Source organism: Paraburkholderia bengalensis (assembly GCF_037126505.1).
GTDB lineage: Bacteria > Pseudomonadota > Gammaproteobacteria > Burkholderiales > Burkholderiaceae > Paraburkholderia > Paraburkholderia bengalensis.
This window is the reverse complement of sequence record NZ_JACFYJ010000037.1, coordinates 63,038-78,787: the sequence shown is the minus strand read 5'-3', so window position 1 is coordinate 78,787 and position 15,750 is coordinate 63,038. Positions and strand designations below refer to the sequence as shown.

Below are 15,750 nucleotides of genomic sequence, written 5' to 3'. Positions count from 1 at the left end.
CGATCACCGCGCCCGTGCTGCCGCCTACCGCGCCGCCCAGCGCCGCGCCCGCGACGCCGCCAAGTGCGCCGCCCAGCGCGTTATTCATATCGCCTGCCACCGCCGGCAACGAGGTCGCAGCCGTGAGCGCTGCAAGGGCAACCATCTGGAAGATTCGCTTCGACATTTGTAAGACCCGTTGTTTTTGAGACGGCGCCGAGTATAACCGCGTGCCTGAAAGGCGTTCGTAACGCCGCCCGCCCCGCTCGTAAGAGGTGTAACAAATTCCGGTCTGCGCGTTTCAAAGGGCTTGATACATAAGGCTTTACCGATCGTTGCACGGGTCGATACACACAATTTCATCGTTTCAATGTTGCACCGCGACCACGTGCGCTTGAAGTTTCCCGTCGATGGCGTTCTCGCCGAAGCGCCGGACCAGGGCTGCGGTGCAGGCGGCCGTCGCCTCGTCCAGCGAGGCGCCCGCGCGCGCTTCGATTTCACCGCGCAGCGGCGTTCCCTGGCAGTAGGCAAGCGCCGCGACGCCCGCGGAAGCCGCGTGGCTGCGTTTGGCGACTGTCTCGATGCGCGGCGCCTTGAAGCCGCCGCCGGCAAGGTCGCGCGAAATGGAACCCGTGTCGCAATAGCCGTGCGGGACGCGCTGCAAGAAGCGAGGGGGATCGGTTGCGTACAGCTCGCCGAGCGCCGCCGACACCGTCTCGCCGAATTCGTTTTCGCCGATGCGATCCCAGACGTTGAACAGCAGCACGCCGCCGGGCCGAAGCACGCGGCGCGCTTCGGCAAAGGCGCGCGCCTTGTCGGGAAAGAACATCGCGCCGAACTGGCAGACGACGAGATCGAACGCGGCATCGTCGAACGGAAGCTGCATCGCGTCCGCCTGCTGCCATCTGACGGGGCGGCTCACGCCGCGCCGCGCGGCGCAGTCGAGCATCGCCTGGTTGAGGTCCGTCGCGACGATTTCGACCTGCTCCGGCAGCGCCTGCGCGATGGCCCGCGTGACGGCGCCCGTGCCCGCCGCGATTTCGAGGACGTTCGACGGATGGACGGATGCCGCGCGGCTCGCCAGATCCTGCGCGAACGGCTCGAACAGCATCGGCACCAGGTCCCGCTCGTAGATTTCAGGAATCGAGCCCGTGAAGCCCGTGTCGTTGGGTGTTTTCATTGCCTGCCTCCGTCGCATCTGCCGCGAGTCGCGCCGTGCTCGTGCTGAAAGCTTAGGCGATGGCATCGAAACGGGAAGCGCGCGCCGCCGCGCCCACGACGACCTCGGGCGCACCCGGCACGATGCGAACGCGCGCAGGCGTGCGCGACAGCCGGTACGGCACCTTGACGATGGGCCAGAACGCGCCGTTCGCATCGCGCGCGACACTCAGCACGTCGGCCAGAAAATCGGCGTCTTCGACCAGTTCGACGACGCGCGCGACGGGCACGGCACGCACGCCCGCGCGCGCCAGCGCTGCGACCGCGGCCGCCCGCGTGAGCGAGCCGCAGCGCGCCGCTTTCGCGCGGGCCGCCAGCAGGTCCGTTGCGCAACCTTCATCGCTTTCGAGCCAAACATGGCCGTCGATGCACGCCACCGCGATGCCCTCCGGCGCGCGATTGCCCGCCGCGAACAGCGCGCACCACGCGGCCACATCCTGCATCGATATTTCGACGAAGGCGCCCTCCTGCCGGGCCGAACCCGCGAGACTCGCGACGATCGCAAACAGCGCGGCCTGCCCGCCGAGAATGTCCGCGCCCGACACGCCGACCTTCACCGGTTCGCCGCGGCTTTGGGTCAGGTCCATGAGACCGCCCATCGCCTGAATGACGGTGTCGAACGCCGGCCGCGCAGGGTACGCGGACGCCATGCCGAAGCCCGAAATCGAGCAGTAGATCAGACGCGGGTTGATCCTGCCGAGCGATTCGCGGTCGAATCCCAGCTTCGCGAGCGCGCCCGGCCGCAGGTTTTCGACCAGCACGTCCGCGTCGGCGAGCAGCGCGGCCAGATAGGCTTTGTCGGCTTGCTGCTTCAGATCGAGCGCGATGGTCTGCTTGTCGGTGTTGTTGAGCGCGAAGAAATAGCTCGTGCCCGCCTGCCCCGGCGTCCACGAGCGCGCGACTTCGCCGTCGGGCGGCTCGACCTTCACCACTTGCGCGCCGAGCGCCGCGAGATGCTTGCCGACGAGAGGCGCCGTCGTGTACTGGCCGATCTCGACGACCTTGATGCCGGCGAGCGGGCCCGCGCTGCTCACGCGCGCCTCGTCGTCCGTGCCCGCTCGCGGCGCGGCGCAGGAAGCGGGCGTCGGCTCGTCCGCATTCGACAGGCGCGAGATGCCGAATATCGGCACCTGCCGATAGGTCTCGCCATCGATGCCCTGCGCGTCGATCCGTTGCGCGGCCTGCGCGTGACGCAGGCGGAAATTCGGCTCACCCGACAGCCCCGCGACGGGCACGATCGGCCCCGCCGCCACGCCGATTGCTTCGCACAGCTTCGAGCATTGGTCCGTGGTCAACGTGGTGGTCCAGCGTTCGATCAACGCATCGAGTGCGTCGACGTCGAGCACGCGGCCGCGCAAGCTTGCAAAGCGCGGATCGTCGAGTTGCGGCACGCCCGCCACGCCTTTGATCTTGCGCCATTGGTCTTCCGTGCTCGTGCAGATCAGCACCCAGCCGTCGCGCGTGCGATACGCATTCCACGGCGCGCAGGCAGGATGGCGGTTGCCGACGCGGGCCGCCGTGCGTTGCGCGAACGCCGCCGGCAGAAACGTGGTGAGCGCGCTCGCCGCGCAGCCGAACAACGTGACGTCGATGTTCTGCGCGATGCCGTGCAGGCGCTCGACGCGCACGGCGGCCGCAATCGCCGCGCACGCATACAGTGCCGCCGACAACTCCGCGAACGGCACGCCGATGCGCACGGGCTCGCCCGCCGCGAAGCCCGTCGTGTCCATCAAACCGCTGATCGCCTGGATCTGCGCATCGGAGAAGCCCATGCGCTCGCGCGAATCGTGCGCGCCCGTTGCCGTGATGTCGCACACGATGTGTTTGCCCGCGGCCTTCAGTGCCGCGATGACGCGCCTGTCGCTCTCGGGACTCACGTCCGACGAAACGACGATCACGTCATACGCGAAGCCGTCCGATGGCGACTGCGCAAACGCGACCTGCGCGCCCGCATGTTCGAGCAGCGCCGCGCCGAGCCTGAGCGCATCGCGTGTGCCCCAGGCCAGAATCCGCACGCCGTCCAGCATGGTTGTCTCCTTGAGTCTCACAGATTGCCTTTGAATCAACGATACGGCGCGAGCGAAACGCGGACAAACGACATTTCGTTCGCACTCGATTGAGTTTTGCTCAAGCGTGCCGACACGTACGCACACGCTGCCCGTGCCGTTCTACGCAGCTTCCCCAGCATGCGCGGCGCGAAGCGCGTGCTACCATTTTTTGATGCGAACCCTTCCGTCACTCAACGCGCTGCGGGCCTTCGAGGTATGCGGCCGGCTGCTCAGCGTGCAGCTCGCGGCAAACGAGCTCAACGTCACGCCCGCCGCCGTCAGCCGGCAGATCAAGCTGCTCGAGGATCAACTCGGCGTGCAGCTTTTCGAGCGCGGTCATCGCGCGATCGCATTGACGCCGATCGGCGAACGCTATCTCACCGACATCGTGCGCGGCTTCGAAACGATGCGCACCGCGACCATCAACCTGACGGAAGCGCGGCGCCGTCGCACGCTGAAAATTCGCGGCTACACGACGTTCTCGATGAACTGGCTGCTGCCGCGTCTGTCCGCGTTTCATCGCGAGCATCCCGACATCGAAGTGAGTCTTACGACGTCGCTGCAGGCCGTCGACTTCAATACGGAAGATGTCGACGGCGCCATTCGTCTGTCGCACGCGCCGTCGTCCGAACTCGGATTCGACCGGCTCGTGCCGAACGAACTCGTGCCCGTCTGCAGCCCCGCGTTCTTGCGCGCGCATCCCGATCTCGCCGACGCGACACCCCAGGCGCTGCGCAACGTACCGCTCCTTCATTCGCTTGCGCGCCGCGAGGACTGGGCCAAATGGCTCGACGCAGCGGGCGTGCGCGGCGTCAATCCGCTGAGCGGGCTGAGTTACGAAAGCTCGATCCTCGCGTACTTCGCGGCGACGCAAGGTGTCGGCGTCGCCATCGCGCAGCGCGTGCTCGTCGCCGACCAGTTGCGCGACGGCACGCTCGTGATGCCCTTTTCGTTCGTGCTCGATCTGGGCGCGTTCACGTACTACCTGATCTATCCGCGCGAGCATCTGACGAATCCCGAGTTCGCCGCGTTCCGCGACTGGCTGCTGTCGATCGGCGAAGCGGGCGTCTGATACTTCGCCGCATCGCTTCTCAACGGCCCTTGTACTGCGGCTTGCGCTTCTCAGCGAACGCCTTGCGCCCTTCCACGCGGTCTTCGGAATCGCGCATCGCGCCCCACGCGAGCTCCGTGAATTCGAGCGCCTGCGCGAGCGGCACGTTGCTGCTCGTCTCGACGATTTTCTTGATCATCTGCACGGCGAGCGGACCGTTCGACGCAATCGTGCGCGCCAGTTCGAGGGCCTTGTCGAGCAGCGCTTCGGGCTCGACGACATCGGAGATCAAGCCCACGCGCTCCGCGTACATCGCGTCGATCCGGCTGCCTGTCAGCAGCATCTTCATTGCGATCGCGGACGGCACGGCCTTTTGCAGCGCCTGAATGCCGCACACGGCGGGAATGCTCGCGACGACTGCCTCGGGCAAGCCGAACGATGCATTGCGCGACGCGATCCGCAAGTCGCACTGCAGCGCGAGTTCGAGTCCGCCGCCCAGGCAGTATCCGTTGATCGCGGCGATGACCGGCTTGAAGAGACGCAGCGACCCCAGGTCCATCAGGCGCACGTAGATGCCTTCTGCCGCGGCGCGGTCCATGGGATGCACGAATGCTGAAGAAAAGCTCGTCGCGGGCGGCAGTGTGTTCTTCAGATCCGCGCCGACGCAGAACGATTTCTGCCCCGCGCCCGTCAGCACGATCACGCGCACGTCGTCGTCGTCGCGTGCCTGCGCGAGCGCCGCGCGCAATGCGTTGAGGCTGTCGAGATCGAGCGCGTTGAGCGACTCGGGACGATGGAGCGTCACGGTCGCCACATGCGCGGTCACGTTGTAGTGAATCGTCATGACCGTGCTCCTCAAACGCTCGGCGACGACAGCGAACGGCCGCCGCACACGTACAGCGTCTGTCCCGTGATGTACGACGCGTCGCGCTGCGAGAAGAACAGGACAGCTTGCGCGATGTCGTCCGGCGTGCCGATGCGCTGCACGGGCACGGACTTCTTCAGGCGCTCCTGAAGCGCTTCGTCGAATGCGCGAAAGAGCGGCGTGTCGACGATGCCCGGTGCGACCGCGTTGACAGTGACGCCGGCATTCGCCCATTCGAGCGCGAGACTGCGCGTGAGGCTCACCACACCGCCCTTCGCCGCCGAATAGTTCGCCTGTCCCGCACCGCCCAGCCACGCGCGCGACGAGATGTTCACGATGCGTCCATGTCGCGCGGCGCTCATGTGCGGGAGCACGGCGCGGCAGCACAGGAACTGCGACTTCAGATTCACGCCGAGCACGGCATCCCAGTCGTCGTCGCTCATCTTCGTGATGCGCTTGTCGCGCACGATGCCCGCGTTGTTCACCAGCACGTCGATACGGCCGAAGCGCGCGATCACCGACTCGACGGCCTGATTGACGGAGCCGCTGTTCGTGACGTCGACAGGCAGCGCGGTCACATCGGCGCCGCCGACGCTCAACGCGCCCGCGGCGTGATCGAGCGCGGCACGATCGAGATCGAACAGCGCGATGCGCCGTCCGCTGCGGGCGAGCGCCTGCGCGATGCCGAAGCCGATACCCTTCGCAGCGCCTGTGACGATGGCGACCTCGGCGGCGGGGTTGTGGTGTGATGAAGCGTCCATGACGTGTCTCCGTGGAATGAAAAGCCTGTGCAACCGATGCTAGGACGCCAGGCGCGCCGCGCTCAAACGACATTTTTCGCGGCTTCGATTGACTTTCGCTCAATCGAAAGCGGCCGCGCCCAGCCGCTGGCGACACGCGCGTTCGGTGCACAAAAAATCAATCGAGTGCGCAAAAAAAGTCGTTTGCGCAGCGCGTTTGGCGAAACCTACGATGCGTCCATGTGCCGGACCGATCACCGCTCACCGATCACCGGCGCGTTCATCACAAGAGACACGGAGACAACATGGACAGTATCCTTCCCGGCGTTGCCCACGAATCCGCCACGCCGCTCACGCAAGTGCAGAGAAAGGCCATCGTCGCGGCAACGCTCGGCACGATCGTCGAATTCACTGACTGGATCATTTACGCCACCTTCGCCGCGCTGTTTTCGCGGCACTTCTTTCCCGCGCACAACGAACGCGTGTCGCTGCTGTCGGCGTTTGCTGTATTCGCCGTCGGCTTCGTGATGCGGCCGATCGGCGGCGCGCTGCTTGGCGCGTACGCGGACCGGCATGGCCGCAAGAACGGGCTCGCGCTGTCGGTCGCGTTGATGGCGGGCAGCTCGCTCGTCATCGCCGTGTGTCCCGGTTATGAATCGATCGGCTTCGCGGCGCCGCTGATACTCGTGCTCGCGCGCCTCGTACAGGGCTTTGCCGCGGGGGGCGAGTTCGGCTCGGCATCCACGTTCCTGATCGAATCGGCGGCGCCTTCGCGGCGCGGCTTCGCAGGCTCGTGGCAGCACTTCGCCGTGAACGCGGGCGTGCTGGTGGCCGCCGCGATCGGCGCGATTCTCACGTCGATGATCGATCAGGCGGGCATGGCGAACTACGGCTGGCGCATCGCGTTCGGGATCGCCGGGCTGCTCGGCTTCGTCGCACTGTGGGTGCGGCTCGCCGTCGCCGAAACCGACGCCTTCAAGAAAACGCTCGCGACGCATCAACGCGCGCGGCACCCGTTTCTCGTGATCCTGCGCGAGCATCGCCGCGCGGCGCTGCGCGTGATCGGCATCGCGATGGCGGGCAATCTGTGCATCTATTTGTGGCTGGTGCTGTTTCCGACGCTCGCGCATCTGCGCACCGGCTTGCCGTTGCACGACGCGTTCAGCGCGAGCGTGATTTCGATTCTGGTGTCGCTGGTGGCGATTCCGTTCATCGGCATGCTGTCGGACCGCATCGGCCGCAAGCCTGTGCTGCTCGCGTTCGCCGGCGGCTCCGCACTGTTCGCATGGCCCGCGCTGCACTTCCTGTCCAACGACTTCTGGAGCGCCACCGCCATCGTGACGATCGGCATGATGCTGTCGTCGGGCTTCGCGGCGACCTGCGCGACGGTCATGGCCGAGCAGTTCCCGGCACACGTTCGCGCGACGGGCGTGGCACTGCCGTATGCGATATCGGCGGCGCTCTTTGGCGGCACGCTGCCCTACATCGTCACGGCGATGTCGAATTCGGGTCTCGCGCCGTATCTCTGGGTCTACGTGGCAGCCGTGTGCGCAGTGGGCTTCGCGGTCTATGCGCGGATGCCCGAGACGCGCGGCAAGGTTCTCGATTGAGGTCAGGATGCGCGATTGAGTTGGCTATTGGCGAAGCGACGCTCAGGGCAGCGAACGTTCGCGCGCCGTCATACAGGTTTCGAAAGTGCTTTTACTGGAGGCAGCAATGCGCAAGGTGGTCATCGGCGGCGTCGGCATGACGTCGTTTGGCAAGTTTCTCGAACGCAATCTGAAGTCGCTCGCTGAGGAATCGGTGTCGCTCGCGCTGAAGGACGCGCGCGTGAGCGTCAACGACGTCGATCGCGTGTTCTTCGGCAATGCAGCGGCGGGCGTCGTCACGGGACAGGAAATGATTCGCGCGCAGTCGTCGCTGCGCAATACGGGACTCGACGGCAAGCCGATGTTCAACGTCGAGAACGCATGCGCGTCGGGCAGTTCGGCGTTGCATCTCGCGTGGCTTTCGGTTGCGTCGGGACAGGCCGAGACCGCGCTGGTCGTCGGCGTCGAGAAGCTCTCGCACGAAGACAAGGCCGTTTCGTTCGGCGCGTTCGCGAAAGCCGTCGATCTCGAAGAGCCGTTCCCCGAAGGCGTGACGACGGGCACGGGCTCGCTCTTCATGGATCTCTATGCGGCGAAGGCGCGCAAGTGGATGGAAAAGACGGGCGCCGACGCGAGCGACTTTGCGCGGGTCGTCGTCAAGAGCCGTCGCGCGGGCTCACTGAATCCGCACGCGCAATTCCGCAGCGAGACGAGCATCGACGAAGTGCTCGCGAGCCGCATGGTCAGTGATCCGCTCACGCTTTTCATGTGTTCGTCGATCGGCGACGGCGGCGCGGCCGTCTTCATCTGCTCGGAAGACTATGCGGCGAAGCGCGATATCCGCCCCGTGTTCATTCGCGCGAGTTCGATCGTGTCGGCGAAAGCGGATGGAACGGGCGAACTCGTCGCGGTGCGCGCGGCGCGTGCGGCTTATGAAGAAGCGGGCATCGGTCCGTCGGATGTTCACGTAGTCGAACTGCACGACGCATCGGCGCCCGCCGAGCTGATTCACTACGAGAATCTCGGCCTGTGCGCGCCCGGCGACGCGCCGAAGCTGATCCGTTCCGGCGACACGGATATCGGCGGACGCGTGTCGGTGAATCCGAGTGGCGGCCTGCTGTCGCGCGGCCATCCTGTCGGCGCGACGGGCGTCGCGCAGATCGTCGAACTGACGCAGCAGTTGCGCGGCAAGGCGGGCGCGCGGCAGCGGCCGGGCGCGAAGGTGGCGCTGGCGGAGAACAACGGCGGGCAGTTGGCGGGAGATTCGGCGGTGGCGTTGGTGACGATTCTGTCGACCTGAGCATTCGATCATCCGGCACGGCGAAGCTCACGCCGGATGATGCCGTCAGCACCGGTGCCCGCCTGCCGACGCTGGCGCTTTATCGTTCCCGCGACGCTGGTTTCTTCTTCGCCTGTCCCTCGATCAGCCGCAGCAGCGTCTGCACCGGCTCGCTCAACCGCTGCGGCGCCCGATGCACGAGTCCGATCTCGCGATGAAACGTGTGATGCCCCAGGTCCACGGCGCGCACGGTCGACGGCCAGCGCCTGTAGGTGGCCGTTTGCGGCACGAGCGCGACGCCGACGCCGTTCTCGACGAGCCTGACGATCGCTTCGAGTTCATCGAGTTCGCACACTTCGCGAACGGTGAAGTGCATGCTGCGCAGAAAACGGTCCACCAGCCTGCCGCCGAACGAGGCCCGATCGTAACGAATGAACGGCTGCGCCGACAGCAGCTCGGCCCAGTCTTTGCCCTTGACGCCACGCGGCACGATCAGCCTGAACGGCTCTTGCGCGAGCGGCGTCCATTGCAGATCGCTCTGAAACGAAAACGGCGGACGAATGATGGCGGCGATATCGATCTCGCCGGCATCGACCATGTTGACCAGTTCCATCGACAAACCGGGAATCACACGCGTGCGGCAACCGGGGCACGCGGCGTGAAAGCGCCCCAGCGCATCGGGCAGCAGCGAGCGCTGCACCGACGCAATCGCGCCGATGTTCACGCGCACGGGAGCCGCTGCATCCGCTGCCGCCGAACTGAGGTTGCCGTACAGCCGCACCACTTCCTGCGCCTGCACGAGGATCTGCTGGCCCATTGCATTCAGCCGTGCAGCGCGGCCTTCGCGATCGAACAGCGCGAAGCCGAGTTCCGCTTCAAGCCTCTGCATCTGCGCGCTGACTGCCGCTTGTGTCAGGCCGATCTTCTTGCCGGCGGCGGCGAACGTGCCTTCGCGTGCCACGGCGATCAGCGTTTTCAACTCGCGAATCATCGATAAATTTTATTTGTGTGTGAGGAAATTATATATTGATTCTATTTTTTCAATGGCGCAGCCTATCATGAGCGATCCACGCGCGATTCACACGCACACAGTCCATACGGAAATACACAATGCAATGGAGCAATCAGTGAGCCTTTCCCCTTTCCATCTGGCCATTCCCGTCTATGACCTTCCCGCCGCGCGCGATTTCTACGGTCGCGTGTTCGGTCTCGAAGAAGGCCGCTCCAGCACGCAATGGGTCGACTTCAACTTCTTCGGCCACCAGCTCGTAATCCACGAGCATCCGAAAACGGCCTCGCAGGAAAGCGTACACAGCAATCCCGTCGACGGTCACGACGTGCCCGTGCCGCACTTCGGCGTCGTGCTCGAATGGAATCAGTGGGAGGCGCTCGCGGAACGGTTGAAGTCGTTCGGCACGAAGTTCGTGATCGAGCCGTACATCCGCTTTCAGGGGCAGGTCGGCGAGCAGGCGACGATGTTCCTGTTCGATCCGTGCGGCAATGCGCTGGAATTCAAGGCTTTCAAGGACATCGGCCAGCTGTTCGCAAAGTGATGCGATGCTTCGGCGGCGCCTTTTGAATCGGCTGATGCGAGCGGTCCGCGCTTTCCCGGCGAGGAACGCGGACCGCGGTCATTTGCGAAACGTCAGCCTTCTTCCTTCGACATGACGGCCGTCGCCGGGTCGTACTTGTAGCCCTTTTGCGCGAGCTGCTGCGCCATCGTCGCGCCGATCAGCTTCTTCTGCGCCTCGCGGAACACCAGCTCGTGATCGGGCTTGAGCCGCTCCAGTTCGAACGACAGCCGGCGCAATAGCGCGGCCTCGCCCGTGCTGCGCGCGTCGATGAAGAGGATCTTCTCGTTCGCCTGGTCGAGCCGCTGCTTGATGTCCTTGGCGTACGTCACCCATTGCTCGGCGTTCGCGCGAAGGTCGTTGTAGGCCTTCGTGTGCGCCTTGGACTGCGCGGCGAGCTGGCGTTGCATCGCCGCGATTTCCTCCGCGACGTCGGTCGCATCCGGCTGCCCTTCTTTCGACGATGCATGCGCGCTCGCCCGTTGCGCCAGGCTTTCGCTCAGCTCCTGCGCGCGGCGTTCCGCTTCGTCGGCGCGCGCCTTTGCGGCGAGCGCGTCTTGCGTCGCGCGCGCCAACTCGGCGTTGCCCGCAGCCTGTGCGTCGTTCAGCGCATCGATCTGCTTACGGGCTGCGTCGAGTTCTTGCGTAACGCGTTGCAACTGCTGTCCTGATTCGCCGCCTTGTCGTTTCGCGCCGTGGACGCCTCGCGCTCAGCGGCAAGGCTGCGCTCCAGTTCGGCTGCGCGTTGCTCCGCTTCGTCCACCTTCTGCTTCAGAAGCGCTGCTTCCTGCGTCGCGCGCGCCAGCTCGGCGTTGCCTGCAGCCTGCGCGTCGTTGAACGCATCGATCTGCTTGCGGGCTGCGTCGAGTTCTTGCGTAACGCGTTGCAACTGCTCGTGCTGCGCCGCGGCGGCTTCCCGCTCGGCCGCGAGACTTTGCTCCTGTTGCGCGGCATGTTGCTCGAGTTGCGCCGCGCGCTGCTCGGCGGCCTGCGCGCGATCCGTCGCCGCGACACGTCCTGCGTGATCGCGCCAGTTCCGCGCTCGCCGACGACTGCGCCTCGTTCAGCGCGCCGATTTGCGCGCGCGCGGCGTCGAGTTCGTTCGATACGCGCTGCAACTCGGCAAGTTGCGCCGATGCCTCGTGATCGCGCGCAGCTGCCGCTTCGCGCTCGGTGGCGAGGCTGTGTTCCAGTTCTGCCGCGCGATGTTCGGCGGCATCGGCACGCTCTTTCGCTGCCGATGCCTCTTGCGCGAGCCGCGTCAGTTCCGCGCTCGCCGTTTTGTGCGCATCGTCCAGCGTGCGCATTTGCGCGCGTGCCGCTTCGAGTTCGCTCGTGACGCGCTGCAGTTCCGCCGATTGTGCCGATGCCTCGTTAGCGCGCGCCGCCGCCGCATCCCGTTCGGCGGCGAGCTGCTGCTCGAGTTGCGCCACGCGTTCCATTGCCGACGATGCTTCTTGCGACAGCCGCGCGCGTTCCGCGTTCGCGGCCTTCTGCGCGTCGTTCAGTGCATCGCTCAGTGCGCTGATTCGCGCGCCCGCTTCTTCAAGCTCGCGCTGGGTGCGCTGCAACTCGTCGAACTGCGCCGACGCTTCGGCGTGGCGCGCCGTTGCCGCCTCACGTTCGGCCGCAAGCGCCTGTTCGAGTTGCGCGGCATGCTGCTGCGCGGCATCCGCGCGTGTCTTCTGCGCCGACGCGTCCTGCGTGATGCGGGCGAGTTCGGCGCTCGCGGCCGCTTGCGATTCAGTGAGCGCGTCGATTCGCGCACGAGCTTCCGCGAGTTCGTTCGTCGCGCGCTGCAGTTCGTCGCCCTGTGCCGCCGTCGCCGTGCGCTCCGTGGCGAGACTCTGCTCCAGTTGCGCGGCGTGCTGTGTCGCGGCCTCGGCCCGTTCGTTCGCCGCCGCTGCCGCCTGTGTCACGCGCGACAGTTCGGCGTTCGCGGTTGTCTGCGCTTCCGACAACGCATTGATCTTCGCGCGCGCATCGTCCAGTTCGCCCGTCACGCGGCGCAGTTCGTCGGCCTGCGCCGACGTCGCCTCGCGCTCCACCGCCAGGTCGTGCTCCAGTTGGGCGGCATGCTGCGCGGCCGTATCCGCGTGTTGCTTCGCCTCCTGCGCGACGCGCGCCAGTTCGGCGCTTGCGGCGGCCTGCGCTTCCGTCAACGCCTTCACCTGAGAGCCGGCTTCGTCCAGTTCGCGTCTGACGCGCTGCAACTCGTCGCTTTGCGCAGCGGTTGCTTCGCGTTCCAGCGCTAGCCCCTGCTCCGCCTGCACCGCGCGCTGCTCGGCCGCTTCCGCCCGTTGTGTCGAAGCGGCTGCATCGTGCACGGCTTGCGCCAGCTCGGCGGCCGCGGCCGTCTGCGCCTGGTTTGCCGCATCGATTTGCGCACGCGCTTCGTCGAGTTCGCGCGCGACGCGCTGCAGTTCTTCCCGCTGATCGGCCGCCTCTTCGTAGCGCGCCACGGCCGCGTCGCGCTCCGCTGCGAGCGCGCGGCGCGTTTCGCTCAATTCGGCCTCGAAGGCGGCGGCCTGTGCCGCGCTTTCGCTCGCTTGCGCCGTGGCGGCTTGGGCGCGAGATTCGGCGGCGCTCGCCTCTTGCGACAGGCGCTCCGCTTCGTTGAGCTTGGCCTGCCAGGCTTCGCTCAGCCTCGCGACTTCGCGCCGGGCGTCGTCGCGATCCCGGCCAAGCCGCGCGATCTCCTCGTTCTTGCCGGAGACCGTTGCGGCGAGCCATTCGTTCGCGCGATGCTGGTCCGCGAGCGACGCCTCCATCGTCGAAATCTTCGCTTCCTGCTCCGACGCACGCTGCGTCAACTCGGCGACGCTCGACTCGGCCGCTTCGGCGCGGGCCTTCGAGGCGGACAGTTCCGCCCGGTCCCGCTCGGCGGCATCGCGTAGCGCGTGCAGGTCGTCTTGCATGACGCTCAACCGCTCGCGCTCCGTGACGACCTGCTCGCCCGTCTTCTGATACTCGGCGAGGGCCTCGTCCCGCTCGCGGCGCACGACGTCGAGCTGCTGGTTGGCGGCGCCCAGGCTCTCGATATGCAAGCGCTGCGCGTCCTGCTGGGACGCCGACCAGATCCGGTTGGCGATCTCGATCAGCGTTTGGGCAAGCTCGCCGGGCAACGCCTTGGGAGCGGCCGTCTCGGGCGCCCGCGACTCGCGCGCGTCGCGCCAGCGCTGCAAGGCGGCCGCGACCTCGACGATCGAACCGCTCCGAACCTCCGACCACACGGTGACAGGGGAAACAAGGCGGCCTTCTTCGGTCATGCGATCTGCAATGGCGGCGATCTGTTGATCGGAAATGATGTCTGCTTCTGTGGACATAAGCGCCTCAAGTTCAATCCAGCCGGGCGAAAGACAAATTTTCGATACGTTACTACGATCGGGGGGAATCGCGATGAAAGAAGTGTGCCAGCGGAGGGCGGACCGCGTGATCCGAGGCATAAGAGCCGGTGACAGCGCTCTCTCGATGGAGGAGCGGCACGTCCGGAACGTTGCAGACCAGCGTCGAAGGTGTATTTGCCGTTGGCGACGTGCGCTCGGGTTCAACCCGGCGCGTGGCCTCGGCAATGGACGAAGGTGCTGGCGGCATCGCGCAGAATCAAAGCTTTTTGACTCGTGCTTATTGATGCTGATGCGCTTGTGGCGCGCATCGCGCGAAAAAGGCGTCGCGCGATGCACGGTCCTTCCTTTTTAAATCGACAGGCAGACTTTCCCAAAGTGCTTCCCGCTCGCCTGATGCCGGAAAGCATCTGCAATCCCATCGAGGGGATACGTGGAGTCGATCACGGGCTTGATGCCGTTTGCGTCGATCGCGCGGATCATGTCGATCTGGTGCCTGCGGCTGCCCACAATCAGCCCTTGCAACTTCTGATGACGGCGCATCAGTTCGGCCGTCGGGATTTGCCCTGCGATCCCCGTCAACACACCAATCAGGGCGATATGCCCTCCGATCCGGCACGCGCGAATCGATTGGCCGAGCGTATCCGGGCCACCGACTTCAACCACGTTGTCGACCCCGCGGCCATTGGTGACGTCGAGCACCTTCGATGCCCAATCGGTATCCCGCTTGTAATTGATCAGATGATCTGCTCCGAGCGCACGCGCCTTCTCCAGTTTCTCGTCGGACGACGACGTTGCGATCACCGTTGCGCCCATCCGCTTTGCGAACTGCAACGCAAAGATCGAGACGCCGCCCGTTCCCTGCACGAGCACGGTGTCACCCGCCTTCAACGCGTCGTCAACGACGAGCGCGCGCCACGCCGTCAAAGCCGCCGTCGTGAGCGTTGCCGCCTCGGCATGGCTGTAGCCGAGCGGCGCGCGCGTGAACCATTGCTGGGGACGCACGACGACCTCGCGCGCATAGCCGTCGACGCCATCGCCCGGTGTTGTCGCAAAGTCGGCGCGCGTGGGGCCGCCGTCGAGCCAGTCGGGGAAGAACGTCGATACGACCGCATCGCCCACTGCGAACTCCGTGACGCCGTCGCCAATCGCTTCGACGACGCCCGCGCCATCCGACATCGGAATGCGGCCGTCATCCGTCGGCAGTCGCCCCGTGACAACGCCCAGATCATGAAAATTAAGCGAGCTCGCGTGGACACGCACGCGGATTTCGCCGGGCGCCGGCGCACCGGGATCGGCGATTTCCGTCCGTTCGAGGTGATCGAGTCCGCCGGGCCGGCGCAAAGTGATGGCTTTCATCAAAGTAACTCCTGACATCAATTGACGTGCGCACGATGTGACGATGCACATCGGCGCCGGAATGCAGTCGCGTGCCGCTGTCCAGCGCGCGAGGGCGGCAAAGGCAGTTCGCGACCATGCAGTGATTGTCACGGCACACGTCGATCATCGCAAGAAGGTACAATCAAAGCCGGTACTATCAATTATGTAGGTACAGATTCATGCGACCCAAACGCCTGGACCGCCGCAGCGGCTGTGCCGTCGAAGTCACGCTCTCCGTCATCGGCGGCTTGTGGAAGCCGGTGATTCTCTTTCACCTGTTGCACGAGAAAAAGCGCTTCATGGAGCTGACACGGCTCCTGCCGAATACGACACAGCGCATGTTGACCCTGCAGCTGCGCGAACTGGAAGCGGATGGAATCGTCACCCGGCATGTGTATCCCCAGGTTCCGCCGAAGGTGGAATATGAACTGACGCCATTCGGTCGATCGCTCGCGCCCGTGCTGATCAGTCTCAGGGAATGGGGCGAAACCTATCAGGCGCGTCGCGCGGCGGAAGCCGCGTTGAATGAGGATGGGTTCAAGCCGACAGAAGCGAAGCGCCGCCGCCGCGCTCAGGCGGCGGGACAGGCTGCTTGAAACCTCGGTCTCCGTGAGCGCGTCGCGGACCAGCGCAACGACCAACCCTGGTCTTCGCTGACAGACTTTACCTCCCGCATCCATTTCGGC

General features: G+C 65.7%; 13 protein-coding genes. 5 read left to right on the top strand and 8 right to left on the bottom strand.

Features of this window, described 5'->3' with window-relative positions; genetic code table 11:
• Nucleotides 1-346: 346 nt before the first annotated feature.
• Both H3V53_RS21855 and H3V53_RS21850 read right to left on the bottom strand, forming a co-directional pair.
• Nucleotides 347-1,159, bottom strand: a complete 813-nt coding sequence (locus tag H3V53_RS21855) for a class I SAM-dependent methyltransferase (RefSeq protein ID WP_336599723.1) — start codon at nt 1,157-1,159, stop codon at nt 347-349.
• A gap of 52 nt (nt 1,160-1,211) precedes the next feature.
• Nucleotides 1,212-3,224: a CoA transferase gene (locus tag H3V53_RS21850; protein ID WP_336599722.1), complete on the bottom strand. Its 2,013-nt coding sequence runs from the start codon at nt 3,222-3,224 to the stop codon at nt 1,212-1,214.
• A gap of 193 nt (nt 3,225-3,417) precedes the next feature.
• On the opposite strand from H3V53_RS21850, the gene H3V53_RS21845 reads away from it, so the two are divergent.
• Nucleotides 3,418-4,317, top strand: a complete 900-nt coding sequence (locus tag H3V53_RS21845; RefSeq protein WP_336599721.1) for a LysR substrate-binding domain-containing protein — start codon at nt 3,418-3,420, stop codon at nt 4,315-4,317.
• Nucleotides 4,318-4,336: 19 nt separating this feature from the next.
• Here H3V53_RS21845 and H3V53_RS21840 read toward each other — a convergent pair whose 3' ends face one another.
• Entirely contained in the window at nt 4,337-5,140 is an 804-nt protein-coding gene (locus H3V53_RS21840; protein WP_336599720.1) for an enoyl-CoA hydratase/isomerase family protein, read from the bottom strand.
• Between the two features lie 11 nt (nt 5,141-5,151).
• Nucleotides 5,152-5,922 (bottom strand): SDR family oxidoreductase, encoded by a 771-nt coding sequence (locus H3V53_RS21835; RefSeq protein ID WP_336599719.1) that lies wholly within the window; start codon nt 5,920-5,922, stop codon nt 5,152-5,154.
• A gap of 284 nt (nt 5,923-6,206) precedes the next feature.
• Between H3V53_RS21835 and H3V53_RS21830 the strand changes: the two genes are divergently transcribed.
• On the top strand, nt 6,207-7,511 hold the full coding sequence (locus tag H3V53_RS21830; RefSeq protein WP_336599718.1) for an MFS transporter: 1,305 nt from the start codon (nt 6,207-6,209) through the stop codon (nt 7,509-7,511).
• A 106-nt stretch (nt 7,512-7,617) separates the two neighbouring features.
• Nucleotides 7,618-8,790, top strand: a complete 1,173-nt coding sequence (locus tag H3V53_RS21825; protein ID WP_336599717.1) for a thiolase family protein — start codon at nt 7,618-7,620, stop codon at nt 8,788-8,790.
• A 79-nt stretch (nt 8,791-8,869) separates the two neighbouring features.
• Here H3V53_RS21825 and H3V53_RS21820 read toward each other — a convergent pair whose 3' ends face one another.
• Nucleotides 8,870-9,760, bottom strand: a complete 891-nt coding sequence (locus H3V53_RS21820) for a LysR family transcriptional regulator (RefSeq protein ID WP_336599716.1) — start codon at nt 9,758-9,760, stop codon at nt 8,870-8,872.
• 136 nt (nt 9,761-9,896) lie between these two features.
• Here H3V53_RS21820 and H3V53_RS21815 point away from each other — a divergent pair, with 136 nt between their 5' ends.
• Nucleotides 9,897-10,322 carry a VOC family protein gene (locus tag H3V53_RS21815; protein WP_054923912.1) on the top strand — a complete coding sequence of 142 codons (426 nt, stop codon included), beginning with the start codon at nt 9,897-9,899 and terminating at the stop codon, nt 10,320-10,322.
• Nucleotides 10,323-10,414: 92 nt separating this feature from the next.
• On the opposite strand, the gene H3V53_RS21810 is transcribed toward H3V53_RS21815, so the two are convergent.
• The 3 genes from H3V53_RS21810 to H3V53_RS21800 all read right to left on the bottom strand — a co-directional run bounded on the left by H3V53_RS21810 (nt 10,415) and on the right by H3V53_RS21800 (nt 15,043).
• The gene (locus tag H3V53_RS21810; RefSeq protein ID WP_336599715.1) at nt 10,415-10,999 is read right to left on the bottom strand and encodes a hypothetical protein; all 585 of its coding nucleotides are present in this window, start codon (nt 10,997-10,999) and stop codon (nt 10,415-10,417) included.
• Nucleotides 11,000-11,050: 51 nt separating this feature from the next.
• A complete protein-coding gene (locus H3V53_RS21805) occupies nt 11,051-13,666 on the bottom strand; it encodes a DNA-binding protein (RefSeq protein ID WP_336599714.1) in 2,616 nt (871 codons plus the stop codon).
• Nucleotides 13,667-14,035: 369 nt separating this feature from the next.
• Nucleotides 14,036-15,043, bottom strand: coding sequence for a zinc-dependent alcohol dehydrogenase family protein (locus H3V53_RS21800; RefSeq protein WP_336599713.1), 1,008 nt, complete (start codon nt 15,041-15,043; stop codon nt 14,036-14,038).
• Nucleotides 15,044-15,243: 200 nt separating this feature from the next.
• Here H3V53_RS21800 and H3V53_RS21795 point away from each other — a divergent pair, with 200 nt between their 5' ends.
• Complete coding sequence (locus tag H3V53_RS21795) at nt 15,244-15,660, top strand: winged helix-turn-helix transcriptional regulator (RefSeq protein WP_336599712.1); 417 nt, start codon at nt 15,244-15,246, stop codon at nt 15,658-15,660.
• Nucleotides 15,661-15,750: the final 90 nt, after the last annotated feature.